The sequence below is a fragment of the Streptomyces sp. 549 genome (genome assembly GCF_030124175.1).
Taxonomy (GTDB): domain Bacteria; phylum Actinomycetota; class Actinomycetes; order Streptomycetales; family Streptomycetaceae; genus Streptomyces.
The window spans coordinates 137,168-163,183 of the sequence record NZ_JASKMT010000002.1 but is presented as its reverse complement, the minus strand read 5'-3'; the positions used below and the strand labels follow the sequence as shown (position 1 = coordinate 163,183).

At 73.8% G+C, this 26,016-nt stretch carries 25 protein-coding genes and 1 pseudogene; 14 read left to right on the top strand and 12 right to left on the bottom strand.

The window, feature by feature from the left end:
* Positions 1-10 precede the first annotated feature (10 nt).
* Together QNO07_RS02870 and QNO07_RS02865 are read left to right on the top strand one after the other, a co-directional pair.
* Positions 11-847 carry a sulfurtransferase gene (locus QNO07_RS02870; RefSeq protein WP_283989777.1) on the top strand — a complete coding sequence of 279 codons (837 nt, stop codon included), beginning with the start codon at positions 11-13 and terminating at the stop codon, positions 845-847.
* Between the two features lie 88 nt (positions 848-935).
* Positions 936-1,223, top strand: coding sequence for a DUF1416 domain-containing protein (locus QNO07_RS02865; RefSeq protein WP_040908647.1), 288 nt, complete (start codon positions 936-938; stop codon positions 1,221-1,223).
* A gap of 106 nt (positions 1,224-1,329) precedes the next feature.
* Here the strand turns inward: QNO07_RS02865 and QNO07_RS02860 are convergent, their stop codons facing one another.
* Entirely contained in the window at positions 1,330-2,127 is a 798-nt protein-coding gene (locus QNO07_RS02860) for a mechanosensitive ion channel family protein (RefSeq protein ID WP_283989774.1), read from the bottom strand.
* A gap of 171 nt (positions 2,128-2,298) precedes the next feature.
* The gene (locus QNO07_RS02855) at positions 2,299-2,670 is read right to left on the bottom strand and encodes a DsrE family protein (protein ID WP_283989773.1); all 372 of its coding nucleotides are present in this window, start codon (positions 2,668-2,670) and stop codon (positions 2,299-2,301) included.
* Between the two features lie 325 nt (positions 2,671-2,995).
* On the opposite strand from QNO07_RS02855, the gene QNO07_RS02850 reads away from it, so the two are divergent.
* Entirely contained in the window at positions 2,996-3,559 is a 564-nt protein-coding gene (locus tag QNO07_RS02850) for a heme-binding beta-barrel domain-containing protein (RefSeq protein ID WP_283989772.1), read from the top strand.
* A 229-nt stretch (positions 3,560-3,788) separates the two neighbouring features.
* Positions 3,789-4,217: a hypothetical protein gene (locus QNO07_RS02845; RefSeq protein WP_283989771.1), complete on the top strand. Its 429-nt coding sequence runs from the start codon at positions 3,789-3,791 to the stop codon at positions 4,215-4,217.
* Between the two features lie 138 nt (positions 4,218-4,355).
* Here the strand turns inward: QNO07_RS02845 and ilvD are convergent, their stop codons facing one another.
* The 4 genes and pseudogenes from ilvD to QNO07_RS02830 all read right to left on the bottom strand — a co-directional run bounded on the left by ilvD (position 4,356) and on the right by QNO07_RS02830 (position 8,668).
* Positions 4,356-6,194 (bottom strand): dihydroxy-acid dehydratase, encoded by a 1,839-nt coding sequence (gene ilvD / locus QNO07_RS02840; protein ID WP_283989770.1) that lies wholly within the window; start codon positions 6,192-6,194, stop codon positions 4,356-4,358.
* Between the two features lie 412 nt (positions 6,195-6,606).
* Positions 6,607-6,870, bottom strand: a pseudogene (locus QNO07_RS27655) (TetR family transcriptional regulator); the annotation flags it as partial.
* Between the two features lie 9 nt (positions 6,871-6,879).
* Positions 6,880-7,713, bottom strand: a complete 834-nt coding sequence (locus tag QNO07_RS02835) for a sugar phosphate isomerase/epimerase family protein (RefSeq protein ID WP_283989769.1) — start codon at positions 7,711-7,713, stop codon at positions 6,880-6,882.
* Positions 7,714-7,735: 22 nt separating this feature from the next.
* Complete coding sequence (locus tag QNO07_RS02830; protein ID WP_283989768.1) at positions 7,736-8,668, bottom strand: Ppx/GppA family phosphatase; 933 nt, start codon at positions 8,666-8,668, stop codon at positions 7,736-7,738.
* Between the two features lie 59 nt (positions 8,669-8,727).
* Here QNO07_RS02830 and QNO07_RS02825 point away from each other — a divergent pair, with 59 nt between their 5' ends.
* Entirely contained in the window at positions 8,728-9,546 is an 819-nt protein-coding gene (locus tag QNO07_RS02825; RefSeq protein WP_283989767.1) for a DUF3109 family protein, read from the top strand.
* Between the two features lie 122 nt (positions 9,547-9,668).
* On the opposite strand, the gene QNO07_RS02820 is transcribed toward QNO07_RS02825, so the two are convergent.
* Positions 9,669-11,282, bottom strand: coding sequence for a BACON domain-containing protein (locus QNO07_RS02820; protein ID WP_283989766.1), 1,614 nt, complete (start codon positions 11,280-11,282; stop codon positions 9,669-9,671).
* 372 nt (positions 11,283-11,654) lie between these two features.
* Here QNO07_RS02820 and radA point away from each other — a divergent pair, with 372 nt between their 5' ends.
* The gene (gene radA / locus QNO07_RS02815; RefSeq protein WP_283989765.1) at positions 11,655-13,061 is read left to right on the top strand and encodes a DNA repair protein RadA; all 1,407 of its coding nucleotides are present in this window, start codon (positions 11,655-11,657) and stop codon (positions 13,059-13,061) included.
* 82 nt (positions 13,062-13,143) lie between these two features.
* On the top strand, positions 13,144-14,202 hold the full coding sequence (gene disA, locus QNO07_RS02810) for a DNA integrity scanning diadenylate cyclase DisA (protein ID WP_283990052.1): 1,059 nt from the start codon (positions 13,144-13,146) through the stop codon (positions 14,200-14,202).
* 82 nt (positions 14,203-14,284) lie between these two features.
* On the opposite strand, the gene QNO07_RS02805 is transcribed toward disA, so the two are convergent.
* Positions 14,285-15,151, bottom strand: coding sequence for a hypothetical protein (locus tag QNO07_RS02805; protein ID WP_283989764.1), 867 nt, complete (start codon positions 15,149-15,151; stop codon positions 14,285-14,287).
* Positions 15,152-15,325: 174 nt separating this feature from the next.
* On the opposite strand from QNO07_RS02805, the gene QNO07_RS02800 reads away from it, so the two are divergent.
* From QNO07_RS02800 to cseC, 5 genes are all read left to right on the top strand, one after another.
* Positions 15,326-16,237, top strand: a complete 912-nt coding sequence (locus tag QNO07_RS02800) for an iron-sulfur binding domain-containing protein (protein ID WP_283989763.1) — start codon at positions 15,326-15,328, stop codon at positions 16,235-16,237.
* A gap of 169 nt (positions 16,238-16,406) precedes the next feature.
* Positions 16,407-16,952, top strand: a complete 546-nt coding sequence (locus tag QNO07_RS02795; RefSeq protein ID WP_283989762.1) for a SigE family RNA polymerase sigma factor — start codon at positions 16,407-16,409, stop codon at positions 16,950-16,952.
* Positions 16,940-17,713 (top strand): hypothetical protein, encoded by a 774-nt coding sequence (locus QNO07_RS02790; protein WP_283989761.1) that lies wholly within the window; start codon positions 16,940-16,942, stop codon positions 17,711-17,713. Before QNO07_RS02795 ends, QNO07_RS02790 begins: the two co-directional genes overlap by 13 nt.
* A gap of 71 nt (positions 17,714-17,784) precedes the next feature.
* On the top strand, positions 17,785-18,495 hold the full coding sequence (cseB, locus tag QNO07_RS02785; RefSeq protein WP_283989760.1) for a two-component system response regulator CseB: 711 nt from the start codon (positions 17,785-17,787) through the stop codon (positions 18,493-18,495).
* A 1-nt stretch (position 18,496) separates the two neighbouring features.
* Complete coding sequence (gene cseC / locus QNO07_RS02780; protein WP_283989759.1) at positions 18,497-19,870, top strand: two-component system sensor histidine kinase CseC; 1,374 nt, start codon at positions 18,497-18,499, stop codon at positions 19,868-19,870.
* A 48-nt stretch (positions 19,871-19,918) separates the two neighbouring features.
* On the opposite strand, the gene QNO07_RS02775 is transcribed toward cseC, so the two are convergent.
* Complete coding sequence (locus QNO07_RS02775) at positions 19,919-20,197, bottom strand: helix-turn-helix domain-containing protein (protein ID WP_283989758.1); 279 nt, start codon at positions 20,195-20,197, stop codon at positions 19,919-19,921.
* A gap of 61 nt (positions 20,198-20,258) precedes the next feature.
* Here QNO07_RS02775 and map point away from each other — a divergent pair, with 61 nt between their 5' ends.
* The gene (gene map, locus QNO07_RS02770; RefSeq protein WP_283989757.1) at positions 20,259-21,026 is read left to right on the top strand and encodes a type I methionyl aminopeptidase; all 768 of its coding nucleotides are present in this window, start codon (positions 20,259-20,261) and stop codon (positions 21,024-21,026) included.
* Between the two features lie 105 nt (positions 21,027-21,131).
* On the opposite strand, the gene QNO07_RS02765 is transcribed toward map, so the two are convergent.
* From QNO07_RS02765 to QNO07_RS02755, 3 genes are all read right to left on the bottom strand, one after another.
* Positions 21,132-21,413: a hypothetical protein gene (locus tag QNO07_RS02765; RefSeq protein ID WP_283989756.1), complete on the bottom strand. Its 282-nt coding sequence runs from the start codon at positions 21,411-21,413 to the stop codon at positions 21,132-21,134.
* Positions 21,414-21,608: 195 nt separating this feature from the next.
* Positions 21,609-22,664, bottom strand: coding sequence for a hypothetical protein (locus tag QNO07_RS02760; protein WP_283989755.1), 1,056 nt, complete (start codon positions 22,662-22,664; stop codon positions 21,609-21,611).
* Positions 22,661-23,041, bottom strand: a complete 381-nt coding sequence (locus tag QNO07_RS02755) for a PadR family transcriptional regulator (RefSeq protein ID WP_283990051.1) — start codon at positions 23,039-23,041, stop codon at positions 22,661-22,663. Before QNO07_RS02755 ends, QNO07_RS02760 begins: the two co-directional genes overlap by 4 nt.
* A gap of 268 nt (positions 23,042-23,309) precedes the next feature.
* On the opposite strand from QNO07_RS02755, the gene QNO07_RS02750 reads away from it, so the two are divergent.
* Complete coding sequence (locus tag QNO07_RS02750; protein WP_283989754.1) at positions 23,310-25,973, top strand: NACHT domain-containing protein; 2,664 nt, start codon at positions 23,310-23,312, stop codon at positions 25,971-25,973.
* Positions 25,974-26,016 lie beyond the last annotated feature (43 nt).

Here is a 26,016-nt window from a genome sequence, read left to right as displayed (position 1 = left end):
AGGAGAATCCATGAGCCGCAGTGACGTCCTGGTGGACGCCGACTGGGTCCAGGCCCGTATCGACGACCCGAAGGTGGTCATCGTCGAGGTGGACGAGGACACCTCGGCCTACGAGAAGAACCACATCAAGAGCGCCATCCGGATCGACTGGCAGAAGGACCTCCAGGACCCGGTGCGCCGCGACTTCGTCGACCAGGCCGGGTTCGAGAAGCTGCTGTCCGCGAAGGGCATCTCCAACGACGACACCGTCGTGCTCTACGGCGGCAACAACAACTGGTTCGCCTCCTACGCGTACTGGTACTTCAAGCTCTACGGCCACGAGGACGTCAAGCTCCTCGACGGCGGGCGCAAGAAGTGGGAGCTGGACTCCCGCGACCTGGTGGCCGAGGTGCCCGAGCGGGCCGAGACCACCTACCAGGCGAAGCCGCAGAACCTCGCCATCCGCGCCTTCCGGGACGACGTGGTCAAGGCCATCGGCGAGCAGAACCTCGTCGACGTGCGCTCCCCCGACGAGTTCAGCGGCAAGCTGCTCGCCCCCGCGCACCTGCCGCAGGAGCAGTCGCAGCGTCCCGGCCACGTGCCGACCGCGCGCAACATCCCCTGGTCGAAGTCGGCCAACGACGACGGCACCTTCAAGTCCGACGACGAGCTGAAGGAGCTGTACGAGCAGGAGGGCGTGGACCTCGCGAAGGACACCATCGCCTACTGCCGCATCGGTGAGCGCTCCGCTCACAGCTGGTTCGTGCTGCACGAGCTGCTGGGCCAGGAGAACGTCAAGAACTACGACGGCTCCTGGACCGAGTACGGCTCGCTGGTCGGCGTGCCGATCGAGCTCGGCTCCAACTGACCACCCGTCCGCGGGCCGCTCGGCCCGCGGACCCTCCACGAACCGGTACCCACCGGAAACCGTCCTGAGGACAGACAGGGGAGCACCCATGTGCGGAGCGAAGGCCGGCGGCCCGGACGCCTCCACCATCAAGCCCGGCGAGACCACCATCCAGGGCAGCGTCACCCGTGACGGCGAGCCGGTGACCGGCTACGTCCGGCTGCTGGACTCGACCGGCGAGTTCACCGCCGAGGTCCCGACGTCCGCGACCGGCCAGTTCCGGTTCTACGCGGCCGAGGGCACCTGGACCGTGCGTGCGCTGGTGCCCGGCGGCACCGCGGACCGCACCGTGGTCGCCCAGCAGGGCGGGCTGGCAGAGGTCGCCATCGCCGTCTGAGGCGGGCACCACCGACAGCGGCAGGGCCGCACCACCGGGTTACCGGGAGGTGCGGCCCTGCCGCTGTGTGGGGCCGCCGCTGGGTGGGACCCGAGACGCCCGGGGCTCAGACGCCGGGCGGCGGACCGCCGGGCAGGGTGCCGCCGGGCGGCGTGCCGGGGGTGCCCGACGCCTCGGAACCGCTACCGCCGCTGCCGCGGCTGGAGACGTGCTCGCGGACCCGGCTGGTCTCCTGCTCGGCGCTGACCAGCCAGCGCTCCCAGCGCTGCTGCATCGGCTTGACGAGGCCACCGCCCACACCGACCACCAGGATGCCGCCGATGGTGGCGAGCACCGTGATGAGCACCGGCGTGGTCACGGCGACCGCGACGCCGATCTGGTTGAGGGCCGCGATCACACCGAGGCCGATGATGAACACGGCGGCGATGTTCGCCAGCAGCTTGCCGTAGGACAGTCCGCCCAGCACACTGCTGATCACGCTCTTGGCGGCGTTGGCGATGGCCGCGGCCAGCACGACGATGATGATGGCGACGACGGCCCGCGGGATCCACGCCACCACTCCGCGCAGCAGGTCGCTGATCGGGTTGGGTCCGAAGACCGAGAACGCGACCTGCAGCGCGATCAGCAGCACGGCGTAGTAGACGAGCTTGGAGATGACGTCGATCGCGTTCAGGGACGAGTTCTCCAGGAACCGGTCCAGGCCGCTGCGGTCGATGACCCGTTCGAAGCCGACCTTGCGGAGGATCACTCCCACCGCCTTGGCCAGCGCCTTCGCGATGAGCCAGCCGACGAGCAGGATGATCAGGAACGAGATGAACCTCGGCACGAACGTGGCGACCGAGGTCCACGCCTCCGAGAGGCCCTGCTGGAAGTCGATCGCCAGCACTACCTGCGAATTCTGCATGGAACTCCCCGTCCGACATCAGCTGATGAGCTGCCGGTACCACCGGGGCCGCCACTCAGTCGGCCGGGAGTCCTCCCTCACCCGTCTGCGCGCCCCACGTCCCCCGTTCGGCGGAGCGGCACCGGGAGCCGGCGACGGGAGCGGGAGGGCAGTCGTGCGGCTCGGGGCGGGTCAGTAGACGAGGGCCTGGGTGCCGTCCGCCATCGCCTCGCCGACGAACACCTGGGCACCCGCGATGCGCACCCCCTCCAGCAGGTCCTTCTCCTCGATCTCCCGCCGCGCCGCGCACTGGGTGCACACCGTGACCCGCCCGCCCGCCAGCACACCGGCGATCAGCTCGTCCAGCGGCGCGGAGTGCGGCAGCTCGAACTCGGCGGCCCGGCCCGGCAGCCCGAACCAGGCGGACTCGCCGGTCAGCCACAGCGACACCTCCACTCCGCTGGCCACGGCCACCGCGGCGACCGTGAACGCCTGCGAGCACCGCTCCGGGGCGTCCGCCCCCGCCGTCACCTTGATCACGAGCTTCTTCTGGGTAGCTGCCATGGGTGTCACCCTATGCGCGGGCCCGGGTGCGCGATGCGCGCGGCGCCGGGTGGCGGACCTCGCAGCGTCGGGGGCCGTCGGGCCGACTAGACTCGGTGCCGGTCCGTACGTACCGAGAACCCGCTCAAAGGAGCGACCGTGCTTGAGATTTTCTTCATCACCTTGATGATCCTGGTCTGCATCGGCACCACCGCGTTCGCCGGGCTGACCGTGAAGAAGCTCTTCCAGGGCCAGCGCTGACCCCTCCCACCGGTCCCACCGGTCCCACCGGTCCCGCGACATTCGCCCCGCCTGCCGTCCCTGCTACAGATCGCCTGAGCCATCCATGATCGAGATCCCGTCCGACCTGCACCCCGACCTCGTACCGCTGGCCTTCCTGCTCGGCGACTGGGCCGGTGCGGGGGTAGCGGACTTCCCCGGTGCGGAGAAGTGCAACTTCGGCCAGGAGGTCACCTTCAGCCATGACGGCCGCGCGTTCCTGGAGTACACCTCCCGGAGCTGGCAGCTGGACGGCGAGGGCAACAAGGTCGCCCCGCTGGAGTCGGAGTCCGGCTACTGGCGGGTCGACAGCGAGCGCAAGATCGAGGTCGTGATGGTCCGCGACCAGGGCGTCGTCGAGATCTGGTACGGCCAGCTGGCCGACAGCAAGCCGCAGATCGACCTGGCCACCGACGCGGTGGCCCGGCTCGCGGCGGCCGAGGAGTACAGCGGCGGCAAGCGGCTGTACGGCTACGTCAAGGGCGACCTGATGTGGGTCGGCGAGAAGTCCACCCCGCAGGTGCCGCTGCGCCCCTACATGTCGGCGCACCTGAAGAAGGTCGTCGACCCCAGCGAGTGGGCCAAGGACCTCGGCGACCTGCCCGACGACGGCATCGCCTTCTTCAAGTAGGGCGGCTTCCCCAAGGAGGGCGGCTTCCCCAAGCAGGGCGGGGCGAGGCGCCGTTGGCGCCCGGCAGCAGCCACACCCGCGACCGGGCCCCGTGGCGACCTGACTCAGGGGAGTCGCGGCGGAAACCCACTCGACACGCCCCGGGAGCCCGTCACAGGCTGGCTTCTTCCCGCACGGCGGGGAGAAGGGAGCAACCGCTCCGCCGTGACTCCTGAGGAAGCAGGACCGCATGAGCATGTTCCGACACGTCTACTTCGGCATCGTGTCCCGTGAGCACGGTGAGTTCAGCGCCAGGGTCGAACTGCCCGACCGTCCGGCCGTCACGGTGACCTGCGCGTCGGAGGGCGCACTGGTCGGGGCGGTCGACCAGGAACTCGGCCGCGTCCTCGGCTGTGACACGAGCGGGATCGAGGTGTACCTCTTCGGGAGCGAGGGCGGCGAGGAGCCCGTCTACGCGGGCGCCGCCGTGTTCGACGGCGAGGTCTGGCACACCCAGTTCCCCGCCCAGCACGATCTTTCCACCGGCTTGTCCGTCCTGCCGTCCCCGAGCTACGCGAACGCGGAGCAGACGGTGCGTGCCTCGCTGGCGGAGGCCGTCGGCCGTCCCGGGGAGGCCCTGGACATCGAGTTCTTCGAGATCGTGCCGGAAGCGGCATAGCCAAGCACCTGGACGCCTCGGCACGGGCGGGATGGCTGCACCCGCTCGCGCGCCGGCCGCCGCCGACGCGACGCCGGCCCCGGCACCGTGGAAGCGGTGCCGGGGCCGGCGTCGTGAGCGGTCGTCGTGAGCGGTGCGTCAGTACAACTTGCTGACGTCGCGGACCGCGCCCTTGTCGGCGGATGTGGCCATCGCCGCGTAGGCGCGCAGCGCCTGCGAGACCTTGCGCTCCCGCGCCTTCGGCGCGTAACGGCCGCCGAGCGCCTCCCGGCGGGCGTCCAACTCGTCCTGGCCGACCTTCAGTTCCAGACGGCGCTCCGGGATGCTGATGGAGATCAGGTCGCCGTCCTCGACCAGGGCGATGGTGCCGCCGGCCGCCGCCTCCGGGGAGGCGTGGCCGATCGACAGGCCCGAGGTCCCGCCGGAGAAACGCCCGTCGGTGATCAGCGCGCACTTGGCGCCCAGGCCGCGGCCCTTGAGGAAGGACGTCGGGTAGAGCATCTCCTGCATGCCGGGCCCGCCCTTGGGGCCCTCGTAGCGGATGACCACCACGTCGCCCTCCTTGACGCGCTTGGCGAGGATCGCCTCGACGGCCTCCTCCTGCGACTCGCAGACGACGGCCGGCCCCTCGAACGTCCAGATGGACTCGTCGACGCCGGCGGTCTTCACCACGCAGCCGTCCTCGGCCAGGTTGCCGTAGAGCACCGACAGGCCGCCCTCGGTGCTGTAGGCGTGCTCGACGTCGCGGATGCAGCCTCCGGCCGCGTCGGTGTCGAGGGTGTCCCAGCGCTCGGACTGGGAGAACGCGGTGGCCGAGCGCACGCAGCCGGGCGCGGCGTGGAACATCTCGACGGCCTCCGGCGACGGGGAGCCGCCGCGGATGTCCCACTGCTTCAGCCAGTCGGCGAGCGAGGAGCTGTGCACGGTGTGCACGTCCTCGTTGAGCAGCCCGGCCCGGTACAGCTCGCCGAGGATGGCGGGGATGCCGCCCGCGCGGTGCACGTCCTCCATGTAGTACGAGCCGTTCGGCGCGACCTTCGACAGGCAGGGCAGCCGCCGGGACAGCGCGTCGATGTCCTTCATCTGGAAGTCCAGCTCGGCCTCCTGCGCGGCGGCCAGCAGGTGCAGGATGGTGTTGGTGGAGCCGCCCATGGCGATGTCCAGCGCGACGGCGTTCTCGAACGCGGCGCGGGAGGCGACGTTGCGCGGCAGGACGGTCGCGTCGTCCTGCTCGTACCAGCGCTTGGTGACGTCGACCACCGTGCGGCCGGCCGCCTCGTACAGCTCCTTGCGGGCGGTGTGGGTGGCCAGCACCGAGCCGTTGCCGGGCAGCGACAGGCCGATCGCCTCGGTCAGGCAGTTCATCGAGTTGGCGGTGAACATGCCCGAACACGACCCGCAGGTGGGGCAGGCGTTCTCCTCGATGAGTGCCATGTCCTCGTCGGAGACGGACTCGTTCGCGGAGTCGGCGATCGCGGAGATCAGGTCCAGCTTGCGGACCGTGCCGTCCACCAGCGTCGCCGTGCCGGACTCCATCGGCCCGCCGGAGACGAACACCGTCGGGATGTTGAGGCGCAGCGCGGCCATCAGCATGCCGGGGGTGATCTTGTCGCAGTTGGAGATGCAGATCAGCGCGTCGGCGCAGTGCGCCTCGGTCATGTACTCCACGGAGTCCGCGATCAGGTCGCGGGACGGCAGCGAGTAGAGCATGCCGCCGTGGCCCATGGCGATGCCGTCGTCGACCGCGATGGTGTTGAACTCGCGCGGCACGCCGCCCGCCGCGTGGATCGCCGCGGAGACGATGCGGCCCACGGGCTGGAGGTGGGTGTGCCCCGGCACGAACTCGGTGAAGCTGTTGGCCACCGCGATGATCGGCTTGCCGAAGTCCTCGCGCGCTACGCCAGCGGCGCGGAGCAGGGCTCGGGCACCCGCCATGTTGCGGCCGTGGGTGACGGTACGGGACCTCAGCTCGGGCATGATGCTCCACTTCCCTGACGCGTGGGTGACAGTGCCACGAGCGTACGCCGCTTCATCCGTGATCCGGACGGGCCTGCCAGATGGTGAGACACCCGTACCGGAGTCCGGACGGGCGCCGCTCGGCTCCCGCCCCAGCGCGGGACGCCTCCGCGGGCGGTCGGGCGGCGCCGGTCAGCCGCCGGTGAGCAGCGGCGGTGCCGCCCCGGCGACCGTGCCGCGGAGCAGCCCGGCGGCCGTCTCGTTGCTCACCGCCGACCGCACCAGGGCGAGCACCGGCTCGCGGGTTTCCGGGTCCTCCCGGACGCCGAAGGGGGACGGACCGGCTGCTCGCCCAGCGCGTCCGAACCGACCTCGGGCAGCGGCTCCAGGCCGCTGCGGACGGGGCGGACGCCGTCTCCAGGGCGGCGGCGAGCACCTGCTCCTTGCTGCCGAAGTGGTGGTGCACCAGCGCCGGGTCGACCCCGGCGCCGCGGGCGATGCCGGGGATGCCGGGGATGCCGGGGATGCCGGGGATGGAGGCCCGGTCGTAGCCGCGGGCCGCGGACTGGGCGCCGGCCGAGGCGAGGATGCGGGCGCGGGCGCCGGTCCCGTCAGCCGCGCCTGCGCGGGCCGTCCCCGGTGGGTACCGGGCCTGCTGCGGGCGTGTCGCCGTCCGCGGCCTGCGGGGTGCCGGCACCCCGCCCGGTCACGGCCCGGCCGTCCGGGGCGCGGTGGCCAGGTGCAGGCGGGTGAACGCCAGCGCCTCCGCCAGGTCGGCCTCCCGTTCGGCGGGGGACATCGCGCGCCGGGTGTTCACCTCCACCACGACGTGCCCGCTGAAACCCGTCGCGGCGAGGTGCTGCAGGACCTCGGCGCAGGGCTGCTTGCCGCGGCCCGGCACCAGGTGCTCGTCCTTGGCGGAGCCGTTGCCGTCGGCGATGTGCAGGTGTCCGAGCCGGTCGCCCATCCGGTCCAGCATCGCCACCGTGTCGGTCCTGGACGTGGCGGTGTGCGAGAGGTCCAGCGTGAAGTGCCGGTAGTCCTCCTCGGTGGGGTCCCAGCCTGGCGCGTAGGCCTGCATCTCGCGGTCCCGGTAGCGCCACGGGTACATGTTCTCCACCGCGAACCGCACGTCCGTCTCGTCGGCCATGCGCCACACGCCGCGCACGAAGTCCCGCGCGTAGTTGCGCTGCCAGCGGAACGGCGGGTGCACCACGACCGCGGACGCGCCGAGCCGCTCGGCGGCGCTGCGGGCGCGCTGGAGCTTCGTCCACGGGTCGGTCGACCAGACACGCTGGGTGATGAGCAGGCAGGGCGCGTGCACGGCCAGCACCGGCACACCGTGCTGGTCGGACAGCCGGCGCAGGGCGTCGACGTCCTGGCTGACCGGATCGGTCCACACCATGACCTCGACCCCGTCGTAGCCCAGCCGCGCGGCGATCTCGAACGCGGTCGCGGTGGACTCCGGGTACACCGACGCCGTGGACAGGGCGACTTTCGCAGCCGGGAAACGCGGCGCGTCATGTACGTCAGGAGCCACGGGCCCAGCCTACGGTGAACCGCTACGCGCTCCGCAGGCGGTCCAGCCGCCGCAGGATGACGCCCTCGCGCAGCGCCCACGGGCAGACCTCCGCCGACGCCACCCCGAACAGGTCCATCGTGGCCTCGGCGACGAGTGCCCCGGCGAGCAGCTGCCGGGCCCGGCCCTCGGAGACGCCGGGCAGCGCGGCCCGCTGCTCGGCGGACATGCCGGCCAGCTTCGGAACCCACTCCTCCAGGTCGCGGCGGCTCAGCTCGCGCTGCACGTAGAGGCCGTCCGCGGACCGGGCCGCGCCGGTCAGCCGGGCCAGCTGCTTGAAGGTCTTGGACGTGGCCACCACGTGGTCCGGGGTGCCCAGCCGGGTGAACTCGCCGACGACCCGCGCGATCTCCGCCCGCACGTGCCGCCGCAGCGCCCGCACCTCGGCCGGGTCCGGCGGGTCGCCCGGCAGCCGGGAACCGGTCAGGCGGCCGGCGCCCAGCGGCAGCGACACCGCCGCGTCCGGCTCCTCGTCCAGGCCGTAGGCGATCTCCAGCGAGCCGCCGCCGATGTCGAGGACCAGCAGGCGGCCCGCCGACCAGCCGAACCAGCGGCGGGCGGCCAGGAAGGTGAGCCGGGCCTCGTCGGGCCCGGACAGCACCCGCAGGTCGACGCCGGTGTCGGCGGCCACCCGGGCCAGCACGTGGTCGTGGTTGGTGGCCTCGCGCACCGCGGAGGTGGCGAACGGCAGCAGGTCCTCGACGCCCTTGTCCTCGGCGATCTCCAGCGCGACCTTGACCGTGCCGGCCAGCCGGTCCACGCCCTCGGCGCTGATCGCGCCGTGCTCGTCGATCAGCTCGGCGAGGCGCAGCTCCGCCTTGTGCGAGTAGGCGGGAAGCGGGCGCGCGCCCGGGTGCGCGTCCACCACCAGCAGGTGAACGGTATTCGAACCCACATCGAGGACACCGAGTCTCATAGGAGAGCACGCTACTGCGCCGCACGGGTCGCGGTCTCCCCGGCCCGTACCCTGGTCAGGTGGCGAAGACGAAAAAGGCGAAGGCGGGCAAAAGCCCGAACGTGGGCGGCGTGCGCAGGAGGGCGGCGGGCGAGGAGGTCCCGCTCGACCACGCACGTGCCTGGGTCGAGTTCCCGGACCCGGCGGACGAGGAGCAGGTGTTCCGCTGCGACCTGACCTGGCTCACCTCGCGGTGGTCGTGCGTCTTCGGCCGCGGCTGCCAGGGCATCCAGGCCGGACGGGCCGACGACGGCTGCTGCACGCTGGGCGCGCACTTCTCCGAGGACGAGGACGAGCTGCGCGTCGCCGGCCACGTCGCCCGGCTGACCCCGCTGAACTGGCAGTTCCACGACGTGGCGGCGGCCGGCGGCTGGACGGAGACGGACGGCGACGGCGAACGCAAGACCCGCCGCCACCAGGGCGCGTGCATCTTCAACAACCGGCCGGGCTTCGCCGGGGGCGCCGGGTGCGCGCTGCACCTGCTGGCGCTCCAGGAGGGCCGCGAGCCGCTGGAGACCAAGCCAGACGTGTGCTGGCAGCTGCCCGTGCGACGCACCTTCGACTGGGTGGAGCTGGGCGACGGCGAGCAGCGGCTCCAGGTGACGATCGGCGAGTACGACCGGCGCGGCTGGGGTTCGGGCGGCCACGACCTGCACTGGTGGTGCACCGGTGCGCCCTCGGCGCACGGCGCGGGTGAGCCGGTGTACGTCTCCTACCGTGCGGAACTGCTGGAGCTGATGGGGAAGGCGGGGTACGACCGGCTGGTCGAGCTGTGTGAGCAGCGGCTCGCCTCCCAGCTGCCGCTGCTGGCCCCGCACCCCGCGGACCCGCCCTGCTGACGCCCGTCCCGCCGGCCCGCTGACGCGCCGTCCCTCTGACGCCGTCCCGGACCCCGGGCGCCCCTCGATGACCCGGGGGCCGCCAGGGTCGGGTGCGGCCCGGGTCCCGGGTGCCGCTCGGGTCAGGCGCCGCCGGGGTCCGGGTCGGACGGGCCGGGGGCCGGGTCGGAGGGTGAGGGGTCAGGGTCGGACGGGCCGGGGTCGGACGGGCCGGGGTCGGGCTCCCGGCCGCGGCCCTGCACCGTGATCACGGCCTGCGCGGGGGCGATGTGGATGCGCGCCGACCAGTCGCCTGGGGGCTCCCGGTGGCGGTCGACGGTGACCCGGATCGTCACCGACTCGCCGGGGTGCAGCGTGCCGGAGTGCCGGCTGAGGCGCAGCCAGCCCGCGTCCGCGTGTGCCGACCAGTCGACGGCCGAGCCGCCGGAGGCGGTGAGCGTGATGAGCGTGGCGTCGCCGGTCGGCTGGGCGGAGACGGTGATCCGGCCCGGCCCCGGGCTGGTCGAGCCGCCGGTGTGACCACCGGGCCGCTCGTGCTGCCCGCCGGCGGACGGCGACGGCGAGGGCCTGCCGTCCGCGGACTTCTCCTCGTCCGCCCGCTCCTTTGCCTCGACGCTCACCTCGGTCCCCGGGCCGCCACCGTCGCGCGGGCCGCCGCCGGGTACGGCGGTGCGGCCGGCGCGGCCGGCGTTCTCGTACGGGTGGGTGTGCAGTTCGCGGTCCTCGGCCTCCGCCGCGGACACCGGGCCGTCCCGGTTGTCGCCGGGCAGCGGCACACCCCGGTACGCCGCCCACAGCGCCAGCACCGGCGCGGCGACGACGGTGGCGACCACGGTGGTGGTGACGGCCCGGCTGCGGATGCGCTCGCGGCGGGCCTGGCGGTCCTTCAGCTCCACCGGGAAACCGCGCCGGTTGAAGCGCGGGGTGTGCAGCATCCGGGCGCGCAGCGCGACGGACATCGCGGCGTTGACCTCCGGGCGCGGTGCCTCCACCACGGCGAGCGTGCCGGTGCCCAGGGTGGCCGTGCCCGGCCAGGGCTGGGAGGCCATGGCGCGTTCGGCGGCGAGACGGCAGACGGTGCACTCGTCGACGTGCCGGACCAGTTCGCGGCGCAGCGCGGTGCCGAGCAGCACCTCGTGGTCCCGGGCCAGCCCGGCCACGGCGGGGCAGCCTCCGGCGTCCACGACGGCGAGCGCCGCGCGGGTGCGCTCCACCTCGCAGGCGGCGCTGGAGAGCTGGGTGCGGGCGGTCTCCGAGCTGAGGTTGAGCACCGCGGCCACCTCGTGCACGGGCAGCTGGTGGCGCACGGCGAGTTCCAGCGCCTCACGCTGCTCGGGAGTGGTGCCGGCCGCCTCCGGCCAGGCCAGCGAGGCGAGTTCGCCGCGGCGGCGGGTCGCTTCGGGGCCGGTCAGCCGGGGCGGCTCCGGGCGCCCGGTGGTCGCGGAGAGCCGGCGCAGGCAGGACCAGCGGGCGAGGGCGTAGAGCCAGGGCCGGTGCAGCGCGGTGTCGGCCGGCGCGCGGTCCCGGGCGCGCTGGCGCTCGGCGACGGCCAGCGCCTCCCCCAGCGCGGCGACGGCCGCGTCGTGCTCGCACATGACGGAGAGGCAGTACGTGAACAGGCCGTCCAGTGAGGTGTCGTAGAAGTGCACCGGCGGTCGTTCAGCCGTGGACAGCGCGCCACGGCGCGCCAGGTGTGCGCTGGTGGTGTTCGTGTCGTCCTCGCGCCTACTGCTCATCACCCCGAGACCGTAGGGGCAGTGCTGCGGCCTCCTGGGCCTGCTCGCCCGGGTTTAATCCTTACGGGTGACAATCTCGCTCGAAAGGGGACAGGAATCGGTCCTTCGGGTGACACGACGGACTGACGGCCCGGTACCGGCTGCCGCCACCGTGCCCCTCGGCACGCCGCCGCCCCGCCGTCGGACGCGCCGCACGCCCCGCCGTCCCACTCCCCGCGCCCCGCTCCCGCGCCCGCGCCCGCCCACCCGGTGAACGCGCCGCACAGCCGCGAGGTCACTGCCCGGCCTGGCGGCGGCACCCGCACTACCGCAGAACCCCGCCCGAGGGCCGCGGTGTCGGCGGTGTCAGACCCCGCCGCTACGGTGTGGCGCATGGCCGCTGCCCGCAAGTCGTCCGCCAAGGACCGCCCCTCCTACCGCTGCTCCGAGTGCGGCTACAGCACCGCGAAGTGGCTCGGCCGCTGCCCCGAGTGCCAGGCGTGGGGCACCGTCGAGGAGGCCGGCGGCGGGTCCGGAATCCGCACCACCGCGCCCGGCCGGGTGTCGGCGCCCGCCCTGCCGATCGCGGAGGTGAGCGGCGCCCAGGCCGCCGCCCGCTCCACCAGCGTGCCGGAGCTGGACCGGGTGCTGGGCGGCGGGCTGGTGCCCGGCGCCGTGGTGCTGCTGGCCGGTGAACCCGGCGTCGGCAAGTCCACCCTGCTGCTCGACGTCGCCGCCAAGGCCTCAGGGCCGGACCGGCGCACCCTCTACGTCACGGGTGAGGAGTCGGCGAGCCAGGTCAGGATGCGGGCGGACCGCATCCACGCGCTCAGCGACCACCTCTACCTCGCCGCCGAGACGGACCTCTCCGCGGTGCTCGGCCACCTCGACGAGGTGAAGCCGTCGCTGCTGGTGCTGGACTCCGTGCAGACCGTCGCCTCGCCCGAGATCGACGGTGCGCCCGGCGGTGTCGCCCAGGTCCGCGAGGTGGCCGGGGCGCTGATCCGCGCCTCCAAGGAACGCGGCATGTCCACCCTGCTGGTGGGCCACGTCACCAAGGACGGCACCATCGCCGGGCCCCGGCTGCTGGAGCACCTGGTGGACGTGGTGCTGAGCTTCGAGGGCGACCGGCACGCCCGGCTGCGGCTGGTCCGCGGCGTGAAGAACCGCTACGGCGCGACGGACGAGGTCGGCTGCTTCGAGCTGCACGACGAGGGCATCACGGGCCTGACCGACCCCTCCGGCCTGTTCCTCACCCGCCGCGACGCCCCCGTGCCCGGCACCTGTCTGACCGTCACGCTGGAGGGAAGGCGCCCCCTCGTCGCTGAGGTCCAGTCGCTGACGGTCGACTCGCAGATCCCCTCACCGCGCCGTACGACGTCCGGGCTGGAGACGTCCCGGGTGTCGATGATGCTGGCCGTGCTGGAGCAGCGCGGCCGGATCAGCGCCCTGGGCAAGCGGGACATCTACACCGCCACGGTCGGCGGCGTGAAGCTCTCCGAGCCCGCCGCCGACCTCGCGATGGCGCTCGCGCTGGCGAGCGCGGCCAGCGACACGCCCCTGCCGAAGAACCTGGTGGCGATCGGTGAGGTGGGGCTGGCCGGGGAGGTCCGCCGGGTCACCGGGGTGCAGCAGCGGCTGGCCGAGGCGTTCCGGCTGGGCTTCACCCACGCCCTGGTTCCGGGCGACCCCGGAAGGGTGCCTTCCGGTATGCGGGTGAAGGAGGTCGCGGACATCTCGGAGGCGCTCGGGGTGCTGCCCGCGCGGAGTCCCGGGCCGGACACCGACAGCCGCCGGTAGACTTTGCCCCGGTCTCGCCCGTACGCACGACCGAAGGAGAGCCGTGGCAGCCAACGAACGGGCAGGTGCCGGTGAAGGGCTGATGCGCGCCTCACTCAGCGCCGTCGCCCCCGGAACCGCTCTGCGCGACGGTCTGGAACGCGTCCTGCGCGGCAACACCGGTGGTCTCATCGTGCTGGGCATGGACCGCACCGTCGAGTCGCTGTGCAGCGGCGGGTTCGTGCTCGACGTCGAGTTCTCCGCCACCCGGCTGCGCGAGCTGTGCAAGCTCGACGGCGCGCTGATCCTCGACAAGGACATCACCAAGATCGTCCGCGCCGGGGTGCAGCTCGTACCGGACGCGTCCATCGAGACGGAGGAGACGGGCACCCGGCACCGCACCGCGCAGCGCGTCTCGATCCAGACGCGGCACCCGGTGGTGTCGGTCAGCCAGTCGATGCGGCTCATCGCCCTGTACGTGGGCGGGCAGCGGCGGGTCCTGGAGGACTCCGCGGCGATCCTGTCCCGCGCCAACCAGGCGCTGGCGACGCTGGAGCGCTACAAGCTGCGGCTCGACGAGGTCGCCGGCACGCTGTCCGCGCTGGAGATCGAGGACCTGGTCACCGTCCGGGACGTCTCCGCGGTGGCCCAGCGCCTGGAGATGGTGCGCCGGATCGCCACCGAGATCGCCGAGTACGTCGTCGAGTTGGGCACCGACGGGCGTCTGCTCTCGCTCCAGCTGGACGAGCTGATCGCCGGGGTCGAACCGGAGCGCGAACTGGTCGCCCGCGACTACGTGCCCGAGCCGGCCGGCAAGCGGACCCGCACGGTCGGCACCGCGCTGACCGACCTGGACCACCTCACCCACACCGAGCTGCTCGAACTGGCCACCGTGGCAAGGGCCCTGGGCTACAGCGGCGCGCCGGAGACGCTGGACTCGGCGGTGTCGCCGCGCGGGTTCCGGCTGCTGGCGAAGGTGCCGCGGCTGCCCAACACCGTCATCGAGCGCCTCGTCGAGCACTTCGGCGGCCTGCAGAAGCTGCTGGCGGCCAGCGTCGACGATCTCCAGGCGGTGGACGGCGTCGGCGAGGCGCGGGCCCGCTCGGTGCGCGAGGGCCTGTCCCGGCTGGCCGAGTCCTCGATCCTGGAACGCTACGTCTGACGGACCGTTCCGCCGCCCCGGCAAGGGCCGGGGCGGCACGGCCGCCGGCCATCCCGTACGCGGGCCCGTGCGCCGGGGGCGGTCAGCTCTTGGTGAGCACGAACGAGGTCTGCGCGGTGCCCAGCCCCGGGACCTGGATCTCCGCCAGGTAGGTGCCGGCCCTGGCCGCCTTCGCCTTGGGCGTGGCGCACTTCTCGGCGCTGGGCTTGCGGTCCCACTCCACGCGGTGCACCGTCTCGCCGCGCGCCGGCACCCGCAGCAGGCGCGAGCCGCTGCCGGTCGGGCAGTGGTCGGAGGCCCACACCGTGGTGTCGTCCGCGTCGGACAGGGTGATCACGGCCTGCTTGCCGCCGACGTCGACCCGGCAGGCGCCGCCTGAGGTGTTCTCGACCGTCAGCCGCAGCTCCGGGCGCTCCCCGGGCGCGTAGGTGTTCTTGGCGCTGACCAGCGACAGCTTCGCGCCGCCCGAACGGCAGGCCGGGAGCTTCGCGATCGCCGCCGCGTCGCCGGCCCCGGCGCCCTCGCCGCCTCCGGCCTGCGCGTCACCGTCACCGCCGCCGGACCCGCCCGCGCCGCCGGAGCCCCGGTCGTCCGAGCCGGTGCCGCCGCTCGCGCCGCCGGTGCCGGCGTCGCCGGAGCCGGGCCCGCCGCTGCCGCCGGAGTCCGCGCCGTCGCTGCCGCCCTCGTCCTCGGACTCCTCGCGGCCACCGGGCCGGTCGCCGTCGACGGGCGCCGAACTGGTCGGGCCCGGGGTGATGGAACTGGCAGCGCCGTTGCCGCGGTCGTCCCGGCCGCCGTCGGCCCGGTTGCCGTTGCCGTTGTCGCCGCCGGTGCCGACCACCCAGGCGACCAGCAGGGCGAGGAGGGCGATCACGGACAGCGCGACTGCCCTCCGTCGCCAGTAGATGGAGGAGGGAAGCGGCCCGACCGGATTGCGCAGTGATCCCACGCCGGAAACCTTACGAGACATCAGGCGTCACACCGCGCCGTACCCGCCGCAGAACATGACAACTTTTCGTATCAGCGGCAATCAGCGGCGGCCCGGAGCGTCCGACAGGCCACCCGACCGCCCGGCGCGGGCGTTTTCGCCACGGACACGGCCCGTGCCAGGATCGGAAGCGCCATGACTGCCATGACTGAGCACAACACACATGAGGACAGCGCGACCGGTCTGCACGCTCCGGTCATCGACTGGTTCGAAGCACACGCCCGCGACCTGCCCTGGCGCCGGCCCGAAGCCGGCGCCTGGGGTGTGATGGTCAGTGAGTTCATGCTCCAGCAGACCCCGGTGAGCCGGGTACTGCCGGTGTACGAGCAGTGGATGGCCCGGTGGCCCCGCCCGGCCGACCTCGCCGGCGACCCGCCGGGCGAGGCCGTCCGCGCCTGGGGCCGGCTGGGTTATCCGCGTCGCGCCCTGCGCCTGCACGGCGCGGCGAGCGCGATAGCGGAGCGGCACGGCGGTGACGTGCCGGCCGAGCACGCCCAGCTGCTCGCCCTTCCCGGGGTCGGCGAGTACACCGCCGCCGCGGTGGCCTCGTTCGCCTACGGCCAGCGCCATCCGGTGCTGGACACCAACGTGCGGCGGGTCTTCTCCCGGGCGATCGCCGGCCGCCAGTACCCGCCGAACGCGACCACCGCGGCCGAACGCCGCCTGGCGCGGTCCGCGCTGCCCGACGACGAGGCCACCGCGGCCCGCTGGGCGGCGGCGACCATGGAGCTTGGCGCCCTGCTGTGCACCGCGCGCAGCCCGGAGTGCGCCCGCTGCCCGATCGCCGCGCAGTGCGCGTGGCGGCTGGCGGGCTCCCCCGCGCACGACGGCCCGCCGCGCCGCACCCAGACGTACGCCGGCACGGACCGCCAGGTCCGCGGCAGGCTGCTGGCGGTGCTGCGGGAGGCCGTCGACCCCGTCCCGCAGCAGGTGCTGGACCGGGTCTGGGACGAGCCGGTGCAGCGGGCCAGGGCCCTGGACGGGCTCGTCGCGGACGGGCTGGTCGAGCCGCTGACCGGTGGCGTCTACCGGCTGCCGCAGGGCTGACCGCACCGGGCGGTGCGGACCGCGCCGGGCGCGCTGTTACACGATCGACGGGTGGTCGTGCGCTCGCCGTGCGCCGACAGCGGGCCGCGCCGCAACACCGCCTCCGTAGTTTCCCTTCCGTACCGGCCGAACGCCGGCCGGTACGGCGGGGAGCTACGGAGGCGGGGCGATGACGGCGCAGGTGCTGGACTTCGAGGAGTACGTACGGTCGCGCCAGGACGCCCTGCTGCGCAGCGCCAGGCGCCTGGTCCCCGACCCGGTCGACGCGCAGGACCTGCTGCAGACCGCGCTGGCCCGCACCTACCCGAAGTGGGAGACCATCGCCGACAAGGCGCTCGCCGACGCCTACCTGCGCCGCGTCATGATCAACACCCGGACCGAGTGGTGGCGGGCCCGCCGACTGACGGAGGTCCCCACCGACGTGCTGCCGGACGTGGTGGGTGTCGACGACGGCTCGGCGCAGCACGCCGACCGGGCCCTGCTGGTCGACATACTGGGGGTACTCGCCCCCAAGCAGCGCTGTGTCGTGGTGCTGCGCCACTGGGAGCAGATGAGCACCGAGGAGACCGCCGAGGCCCTCGGGATGTCGGCCGGCACGGTGAAGAGCACACTGCACCGTGCGCTGGCCCGGCTCCGGGAGGAGCTGGAGAGCAGGGAGCTGCGGTGGGCGCAGGAACTGGTGCAGGAGCGGGACCGCGCCGCGTGCGCGGCCTGACGGCCGCCGCCGCCGTGGTCCTGGTGCTGCTTCCGGTCGCGGCGCTGACCGCGTGCGGCAGCGGCGCGGGCATCCGGGTGGAGACCCCCGCGGCGGCGAGCGACCCGCCGCAGTCCCGTCCGTCCCCGCTGCCCGCCGACCCGCTGCCGTCCCCCGAACCGGACGTCACCGGCCGCTCCGGCGGCGCGACGGAAGGCCCGTCCGACGGTCCCGGCGCCGCGGACGGCACGGCCGAGCCGGAGCTGTCGGACGCGGGCCGGCTGCCCACGGCCGGGGCGCCGGTGTCGCCGCCGGGTGCCCGCGAGGCGCTGGACGTCGTCGCGCTGCTGCGATCCACCCGGGCCGTGGGCGGCATGGTCCGCGAGGACCTGCGGCCGTGCGACGCCGAGTCGTGGCCGGTGGACGTCGCCTACGGCCGGCTCACCGGCGGCCGCGCCGCGGACCTGGTGGTCAACGTCTACACCTGCGCGGACGGCAGAGGCGTCGGCAGCTACGTGTTCCGGCAGAACGCCCGCGGCACGTACGTCAACGTGTTCGCCGACGAGGAGCCGGCCGTCTACGCGGAGATCGACAAGGGCGCGCTGCGCGTCTACCAGGAGATCTTCCTCAAGGACGACCCGGCGTGCTGCCCGTCGGGCGAGGACGTGGTGACGTACGTGTGGCGGGACGGCGGCTTCGCGGAACTGGACCGCACCTATCAGGAGTACCCGCAGCCGTCCGAGACGGCGCCGGGTGACGGCAGCGACAGCAGAGAGGGCTGAGGTGGCGGCGGAGACGGCCGGAGTGACGGCGCAGAGAGCCGGGGCGCCGGCGCAGAGGTCTGGGGGGCACGGTGGCTGACACGCACGTGCTCTTCGTGGAGGACGACGACGTCATCCGGGAGGCGCTGCAGCTCACGCTGGAGCGGGACGGCTTCCGGGTGACGGCGGTCGCCGACGGGCTGGCCGGACTGGAGTCGTTCCGCGCCGACCGGCCCGACGTGGCGCTGCTGGACGTCATGGTTCCCGGCCTGGACGGCGTCAGCCTGTGCCGCCGCATCAGGGACGAGTCGACGGTGCCCGTCATCATGCTGTCGGCGCGCGCCGACAGCATCGACGTGGTGCTCGGCCTGGAGGCCGGTGCGGACGACTACGTGACGAAGCCCTTCGACGGCGCGGTGCTGGTGGCCCGCATCCGGGCGGTGCTGCGGCGCTTCACCCACTCCCGCGCGGCCGGTGAGCACGGCGGCCCCGGCACCGCGGCGGCGGAGCCGTCCGACGCGGTGCTGTCCTTCGGCGACCTGGAGGTCGACACCGAGGGCATGGAGGTGCGGCGCGACGGCGAACCGGTGCCGCTGACCCCGACCGAGATGCGGCTGCTGCTGGAGTTCTCGGCCGCGCCCGGCGCGGTGCTGTCCCGGGACCGGCTGCTGGAGCGGGTGTGGGACTACGGCTGGGGCGGCGACACCCGCGTCGTGGACGTGCACGTGCAGCGGCTGCGGGCGAAGATCGGGCAGAACCGCATCGAGACGGTCCGCGGTTTCGGCTACAAACTGAAGGGCTGACGTGGCCGTTCCCCGGCTCCCGATCCCCCGGCGGGTGGGGCTGCGCTGGAAGCTGAGCGCCGCCATCGCCGCGGTCAGCGCCCTGGTGGCGCTGGTGCTCAGCCTGATCGTGCACAACGCCGCCCGGGTGTCGATGATCAGCAACAGCCGCGACGTGCAGGACGAGCGCATCCAGTCCGCCCAGCGCATCTACGAGTCCAACGAACGGCTGGCGTTCGGTGCGGTGCTGGACGACCCGAGCCTGCCGGAACCGCTGCTGGCCGCCGTCAACAGAGGCGAACGCGCCACCTACGTCAGCGAGGACGGCGCGGCGACCCCCGAGGTGTGGGCCGCGACGCCGCTGCCCGACGGCGGGGTGCTGTCGCTGCGCACCCGCTTCACCGACCGCTACTCGGTCCTGGCCGATCTGGACCGCACGCTGGTCATCGGCTCGGTCACCGTGGTCCTGGGCAGCACCGCGCTGGGTGTGCTGATCGGCGGCCGGCTCTCCCGGCGGCTGCGCAAGGCCGCGACGGCGGCCGGGCGGGTGGCCGAGGGCGACGCGGAGGTGCGGGTGCGGGAGGCGATCGGCGGCCGGGCCCAGGACGAGGCCGACGAGCTGGCACGCGCCATCGACGCCATGGCCGACGCGCTCCAGGCCCGGCTGGAGGCGGAGCGCCGGGTCACCGCCGACATCGCCCACGAGCTGCGCACCCCGGTGACCGGCCTCCTGACCGCCGCCGAGCTGCTGCCGGAGGGGCGGCCCTCGGAGATGGTCAGGGACCGGGCGCAGGTGCTGCGCGTGCTCGTCGAGGACATCCTGGAGGTGGCCCGGCTGGACGGGCCCGCCGAGCGGGCCGAACTCCAGGACGTGGCGCTGGGCGAGTTCGTGACCCGGCGGGTGCGCGACCTCGACCCGGGCATCGAGGTGCACGTCGAGCAGGACGCCGTGGTCACCACCGATCCGCGGCGGCTGGAACGGGTCCTCGGCAACCTGCTCGCCAACGCCGCCCGGCACGGCGAGCCGCCCGTCGAGGTCACCGTGGACAACCGGCTGCTGCGGGTCCGCGACCACGGCCCCGGCTTCCCGGCGACCCTGCTCGCCGAGGGCCCGAGCCGCTTCCGCACCGGCAGCACCGACCGCGCGGGCCGCGGCCACGGGCTGGGGCTGACGATCGCCGCCGGTCAGGCCCGGGTGCTGGGCGCCCGCCTGACGTTCCGCAACACCACGCCGGGCGCGGTGGCGATCCTGCGCCTGCCCGAGACCGCCCCCGCCGACCACCCCTGCCCCCCGCGCCACTCCCACTCCGGCCCCCCGCACTCCCACTCCCACTCCGGCCCCGCCCGCGGGGAGCGGCGCGGTACGGAAGGCGAGCCGGGGCCCGAGGACGGCTGAGGGCCGTATCGAGGGCGCTGAGGCGCCACCGGCCGAGGGGTGCGTGCCTCAGGCCGAGAGTGCGGAGGCCTCCTCCCAGCCGGTGTCCTGCGCGCAGGCGGCGGCCAGTTCGTCCATCGACACCTCCAGCGCGGCAGCCAGGGCCGCCACGGTGAAGAAGGCCGGAGTCGGCGCCCGTCCGGTCTCGATCTTGCGCAGGGTCTCCGCCGACACCCCCGCCGCCGCGGCGACGTCCACCATGCTGCGCTCACCGCGCGCCCGCCGGAGCAGCGCGCCGAAGTGCTCTCCCCGCTGCCGTTCCCACGGGGTCAAAGGAGTTCTCACCATGCCCGTGATACTAATACCGGTATAAGAATTGGGAACCAGGCGGGGCAGGGAGTTGCGGAACATGGTGGAGATCAAGACCGACACGGCACTGGACGCCATGCGGGAAGCCGGGCGTGTCGTGGCGCACGCCCTCGCCGCCGCCAAGGAGGCGGCGAAGGTCGGAGCGTCCCTGCTCGACCTCGACGAAGCAGCCCGCGCGGTCCTGGCGAAGGCCGGCGCCCGCTCGCCCTTCCTCGGCTACCGGCCCTCCTTCGCCCCCACCCCCTTCCCCGCGGTGATCTGCACCTCGGTCAACGACGCCCTCGTGCACGGCGTCCCCACCGGATACCGCCTGCGCGACGGCGACCTGGTCAGCGTCGACTGCGGCGCGGAACTCGACGGCTGGACCGGCGACGCCGCCGTCAGCTTCACCGTCGGCACCGCCCGCCCGGCCGACACGGCCCTGATCGAGGCGACCCGCCAGGCACTCGACGCCGGCATCGCCGCCGCCGTCCCCGGCAACCGGGTCGGCGACATCTCCCACGCCGTCGGCGCGATCGCACGGTCGGCCCGCTGCGGCATGCCGACCGACTTCGGCGGCCACGGCATCGGCCGCCGGATGCACGAGGAGCCACCCGTCCCCAACCGCGGACGCCCAGGCCGCGGCTTCCCCCTCCGCCACGGCCTGGTCCTCGCCATCGAGCCCATGCTCATGGCCGGCGGGCGGGACGCCTACCGCACCGACCCCGACGGCTGGACCCTGCGCACGGCCGACGGCAGCCGGGCAGCGCACATCGAGCACACCGTCGCCGTCACCGACAGCGGCCCCCGCATCCTCACCCTGCCCTGACCCTCCACTGCCCCCGGGGGGCGCGGCCGACGAAGCCGACTCGCAGTCGCCTCGCCGGTGTCGGGCAGCCCTCAGGCGGCCCGGCCGGCAAGAGTGGACGAGCCGTCATCGGACCACCGTGATGTCCGGCAGAGACTGCCGCCAGTCGCCAACTTCCTGAGCGAGGACCCGTCGGGCCAACTGCCGAATTGCTGCCCACCCCTCATCACCCGACAGGGCATCGGGTGTCCAGCGGACAGCGTTCTCCTCGCCACCCATCCCAGCGAGGGCCGCGTCGATCTCCCGCAGATCAGCCATGGCTCCACCGGAGAGGTGCTTCTCCGCGGCCAGGGAATCGGCCGTGCGGAAGGCGTCGTCGAAGTCCAGGGCGATCTCGTCCGTCGACACCGCGTGACCGGCCGGCCAGGCCCTCTGGCACGGGGGGGTCGGCCGCCAGCACGGACAGCGACTCGACCAGCCGACGCCTAACGCGGAGCAGCACCAGGTGCTGCTGCACGAGGACGTCGACACGCCGTCGGGGAGTGTCGTCCACTGGACGGTGGTCGATATCGATCCCCACAGCCGGGGTGTGGAGCGGGTACGTCACCTTCTCCCCCTGACCCGGCGCGCGAGCAGGCCGCGCCGGCCCACGAACGCGAGGACCGCGGTCAGCAGGGCGAGCGCGGCCGCCTGCCCGAGGGCGCTGCCGAGGAGCACGGCCGGGACGGGCACGTCGAGCCACGGCTCCAGCGCGGTCACGCGTACCGCCAGGATCAGCAGGCCGAGCGCCGCGAGGGCGAGCGCGCCGCACGCGGTGCTCTGGTCGGCGCTCGGGCCGGTGCCCTGCTCGGCGCTTCGGTCCGTGCGCCTGGTGCGCCACAGCAGCCAGCCGAGCGAGCCGGCCAGGAAGCCCGTGGCCGGCGCCCACACCGAGTCGGCTGCCCCGGGCAGCAGGACGAGGGAGCCGCCCATCACCACGCAGCAGGCGGTGAACACCATTCCGGGCGAGCCCGCGGGCAGGGACGCCGGGGGCGCGTCGCGGTGGTGGGACGCGCACAGGGCGAGGGCGGTCAGCCAGGCCAGCAGCACGGTGGCGGTGGCGTAGGCCGGTTGGGGCGGGACCGACGCGTCCAGCAGCGGTTCCAGCAGCGGCCAGAGCGTGGGTACGGCGGCCAGCAGCACGGACACGTGCGCGAGGCGGCGCCGGTCGTGCAGCAGGGCGAAGTAGCCGACCGTCCACAGCAGGGGCAGTGTCCACAGGGCGGCCTCGATGATGCCGGAGCCCAGTCCGCGGCCGGTGAATCCGGAGGCGAACATCTCCCACTGTGCCCTGCCGGTCGACGCCCAGGTCAGCTCCAGGATCCCCTCGACAACGGCGGTGGCAGCCTGGAGCAGCACCGCGAACAGGGCGAACTGCCGCACGGCGGTGCCGAAGAGGGCGTACGGCCGGGGCGCGCCGGGGGTCGCGAGACGGGTGCGCAGCGCGAGGGCGGCGACGCTCACCACCTCGCCCAGCGAGGGCCGGCTCTGGTCCTGGGTGTCCGGGTCGATGTCCCACAGGTACGTCTCGACCATCTCCTCCTCCCGCTCGCGGCGGTAGTAGGCGGGGAGCAGCCGCAGCACGGTGCGGTAGCGGTCTTCGAGCAGTGTCGTCGTCATGCGAGACCTCCAGCGAGTCCCGGGCCCGTCGCGGGCCGTGCGGGTGTGACGCCGGTCGGTGCGGGGGCGCGGCGTCCCTCGGCGATCCGCTTCTTGGCCGCGCCGGCGCCGGCAGCCATCCGGTCCGCCTCGGCGGCGAGGGCCCGGACGCCGTCGTCGGTGAGGCGGTAATAGCGCCTGAGCCTGCCCTGATGGACCTCCTCGCGGTCCAGGACGATCAGTCCGTCCGCGGTGAGCCGGTCGAGCACGCCGTACAGGGTGCCGACGCGCATCTGCACCTCGCCGTCGGACAGTTCCTCGACCTCTCGGAGGATCCCGTACCCGTGCCTCGGCTGGTCGGCCAGGGCGGTCAGGACGAAGAACGCCGCCTGTGTCATGTTCCTCGATGCCATGCGGTCATGATATCTCGGCCGCCGATATATTCAGGCGCGGACACGCCGATCGCTCGACAAGAGGGAGGAAGGATCAGGACTTGCCACCCCACGATCGTCGCACGCGTCCACCTCCGGGTCGCAGGACAACCGGCCGGTGACGGCGGCCGGTTGTCCCGCGGCCCCGCCGGAAGCGATTCCGCCGCGGCCGGTGACTGATGATCACGTGACGGCCTACCCTGGGGCCGCACGGCCGCACATCTATCCAGGGGGCATGGTGGATCCGTCGCTCATCGGCGTACGGCTGGCGTCCGGCGCCGTCGCGCCGCTGCTCAAGCGGCTGCTGGTGACGGAACAGCCGGGCGCCGGGCTGGTGTCGGCGCCGCTGCGCCTGTCGGGCTGGCTGTCGTTCCGCGGCGAGAGGCGCAGCCTGGGCGAGGCGGAACTGGACCGCCTCGTGGCCGAGGTCGTGTCCCGGGCGGCCCGGTCCGGTGGCGGCGAGGCGCCGTCCCCGGAGGTCCAGCGGGAGGTCGCCGACGCGCTGCGGGTGTCGCTGCACCGGCTCGGCGACCTCGACATGGACGACGTGCAGGCCGTCCGGCTCGGCCCGGAGAACCTGGCCCTGCGCGTCGGCCACCCCGGCGGGATGTCCGCCGACGCCGACGTCTTCTTCCAGTCGCTGCTGCGCGCGGTGTGCCTGCACATCCTGAACTTCTTCACCCAGCGCTCCACCTTCGTCGCCCGCACCCTGGTCGAGCAGACCACCAGCCTGGACCGCCTGGTCCGCAAGACGGACCTGCTGCTGGAACGCATCCCCGCGCAGACCGCCGAGGACGCCCGGTTCGAGCAGCGCTACGCCGAGCACATGGCCCGCCGGCACGGCGAACTCACCCTCTACGGGCTGGACCTGCGGCACACCAGGGAATGGCCGCTGGACGCCGCGTACGTCTCCCTGGAGGCGGAGTCCGGCTCGACCGCGTTACCGGCCGAGCAGGCGCTGCGCGACCACGACCGGGTGCTGCTGCGCGGCGGCGCCGGGTCCGGCAAGACGACACTGGTGCAATGGCTCGCCGTCACCTGCGCCCGGCAGCGCTACCGCCCGAAGCTGGGCCACCTGATCGGGCGGGTGCCGTTCGTGCTGCCGCTGCGACGCATCCTGCACGAGGGCCTGCCGCCCACCCCTGACCGCTTCCTGCACGCCGTCCGCAGCAGCCTGGCCGCCGCCCAGCCGCCGGGCTGGGCGGACCGGGTGCTGGCCGCGGGGCGGGCGCTGCTGCTGGTCGACGGCATCGACGAGATACCCGAGCGGGAGCGCGAGCAGACCCGCCGCTGGCTGCGGGACCTGCTCGGCGACCACCCGGGCAACCTGTGGCTGGTCACCTCGCGGCCCTCCGCGGTCCGCGACGACTGGTTGACCGGCGACGGGTTCACCGAGCTGGCGCTCGCCCCGATGGACCGCTCGGACGTTGCGGGCTTCGTCCGCCGCTGGCACACCGCCGCCGACGCCGGCCAGGACCTGGCCGAGTCGCTGCTGCGGACCCTGCGCGCCCACGGCGACCTGGGCCGCCTCGCCGCCAGCCCGCTGATGTGCGGGCTGCTGTGCGCGCTGCACCGCGAGCACCGCGGCTTCCTGCCGCACAGCCGCCGGGACCTCTACGACGCGGTGCTGAGCATGCTGCTGGAACGGCGCGACAGCGAGCGCGCGGTGCACGTCGAGCCGGAGCTGCGGCTGTCGCGGGAGACGCAGGTGCAGCTGCTGCAGAAACTCGCGCACTGGATGATCCGCAACGACCGCACCGAACTCGACCGGGTCGACGCGGTCGGCCAGCTCGACCGGGGCCTTACCCACATGGCGCACGTCACGGCCTCCGCCGAGCAGGTGCTCGGGCACCTGCTGACCCGTTCCGGCATGCTGCGCGAGCCCGCGCCCGGCTGCGTGGCGTTCGTGCACCGCACCTTCCAGGACCACCTGGGCGCGAAGGCCCTGGTGGAGGAGGGCGACTTCCCACTGCTGCTGGGCAACGCGCACCGGTCGCAGTGGGAGGACGTGTTCCGGTTGGCCGTGGCCCACGCCCGTCCGGCGGAACGGGCCCGTATCCTCACCGGGCTCATCGCGGAAGCGGAACCCGACGACGTGGGCGGGCTGATGCGGCGGCTCTCCCGCCCGGAGGACGCCACCGACGCCTGGCCCACGTTCCGGCGGATCGTGCTGGCCGGCGCCTGCCTGGAGCACGCCACCGAGCTGGACCCGCGGGTGCGGGCCCGCGTGGTCGCCCTCACCCACCGCCTGCTGCCGCCGCCCGACGCGCTCACGGCCCGCCAGCTCGGCGACTTCGGCGGGCCGCTGCTGCTCGATCTGCTGCCCGGCCCCGAGTGCCTCACCGACCGGGAGGCCACCCACGTGGTGGTGGCCGCGTCCCGGCTGGGCACGGACGCCGCCGTGGACCTCCTGGCCCGCTTCCGCGAGCATCCGGCGCTGTCCGTCCGCCGCCAGCTCGCCTGGGCGTGGCGCTACTTCGACACCGACCGCTACGCGGCCGAGGTCATCGCCGGACTGGACGACACCGGCCTGTACGTCACCGCCCACCACCTCGGCCACCTGAAGGCCCTGCAGGCGCTGGGCGGCCGGGCCCGCGTCCAGCTCGCCTGGGACTACGACCCGGCCGAGGTGCGGCCCCTGCTGGCGCCGGAGCGGCTGACCCACCTGTGGCTGCGGGACGGCTACCGTTCCGCCGGGGGTGAGCCGTGGCTGACCGACTTCCCGCAGCTGGAGGTGCTGCTGGTGCCGGACCAGCCGGGAACGGCCGAGGCCGCGACCCTGCCGACGGGCATCACCGTCGTCCAGCCCCACGGCCCCCTGCGCCCCTCCCGCAACGGCGGCAGGGGCGGGGGCGACGGGGGCGCTGGTGGTGACGATGAGACGGGTGAGGAGCAGTAGGGCGCCCAACGACTTCTCGCCCTGGCCCCCGCCCTCCGGCACA

Coding starts and splice junctions, on each gene's coding strand:
- QNO07_RS02870 (WP_283989777.1), top strand. CDS start 11: ATGAGCCGCAGTGACGTCCTGGTGGACGCCGACTGGGTCCAGGCCCGT.
- QNO07_RS02865 (WP_040908647.1), top strand. CDS start 936: ATGTGCGGAGCGAAGGCCGGCGGCCCGGACGCCTCCACCATCAAGCCC.
- QNO07_RS02860 (WP_283989774.1), bottom strand. CDS start 2,127: ATGCAGAATTCGCAGGTAGTGCTGGCGATCGACTTCCAGCAGGGCCTC.
- QNO07_RS02855 (WP_283989773.1), bottom strand. CDS start 2,670: ATGGCAGCTACCCAGAAGAAGCTCGTGATCAAGGTGACGGCGGGGGCG.
- QNO07_RS02850 (WP_283989772.1), top strand. CDS start 2,996: ATGATCGAGATCCCGTCCGACCTGCACCCCGACCTCGTACCGCTGGCC.
- QNO07_RS02845 (WP_283989771.1), top strand. CDS start 3,789: ATGAGCATGTTCCGACACGTCTACTTCGGCATCGTGTCCCGTGAGCAC.
- ilvD (WP_283989770.1), bottom strand. CDS start 6,194: ATGCCCGAGCTGAGGTCCCGTACCGTCACCCACGGCCGCAACATGGCG.
- QNO07_RS02830 (WP_283989768.1), bottom strand. CDS start 8,668: ATGAGACTCGGTGTCCTCGATGTGGGTTCGAATACCGTTCACCTGCTG.
- QNO07_RS02820 (WP_283989766.1), bottom strand. CDS start 11,282: ATGAGCAGTAGGCGCGAGGACGACACGAACACCACCAGCGCACACCTG.
- radA (WP_283989765.1), top strand. CDS start 11,655: ATGGCCGCTGCCCGCAAGTCGTCCGCCAAGGACCGCCCCTCCTACCGC.
- disA (WP_283990052.1), top strand. CDS start 13,144: ATGCGCGCCTCACTCAGCGCCGTCGCCCCCGGAACCGCTCTGCGCGAC.
- QNO07_RS02800 (WP_283989763.1), top strand. CDS start 15,326: ATGACTGCCATGACTGAGCACAACACACATGAGGACAGCGCGACCGGT.
- QNO07_RS02795 (WP_283989762.1), top strand. CDS start 16,407: ATGACGGCGCAGGTGCTGGACTTCGAGGAGTACGTACGGTCGCGCCAG.
- QNO07_RS02775 (WP_283989758.1), bottom strand. CDS start 20,197: ATGGTGAGAACTCCTTTGACCCCGTGGGAACGGCAGCGGGGAGAGCAC.
- map (WP_283989757.1), top strand. CDS start 20,259: ATGGTGGAGATCAAGACCGACACGGCACTGGACGCCATGCGGGAAGCC.
- QNO07_RS02760 (WP_283989755.1), bottom strand. CDS start 22,664: ATGACGACGACACTGCTCGAAGACCGCTACCGCACCGTGCTGCGGCTG.
- QNO07_RS02755 (WP_283990051.1), bottom strand. CDS start 23,041: ATGACACAGGCGGCGTTCTTCGTCCTGACCGCCCTGGCCGACCAGCCG.
- QNO07_RS02750 (WP_283989754.1), top strand. CDS start 23,310: ATGGTGGATCCGTCGCTCATCGGCGTACGGCTGGCGTCCGGCGCCGTC.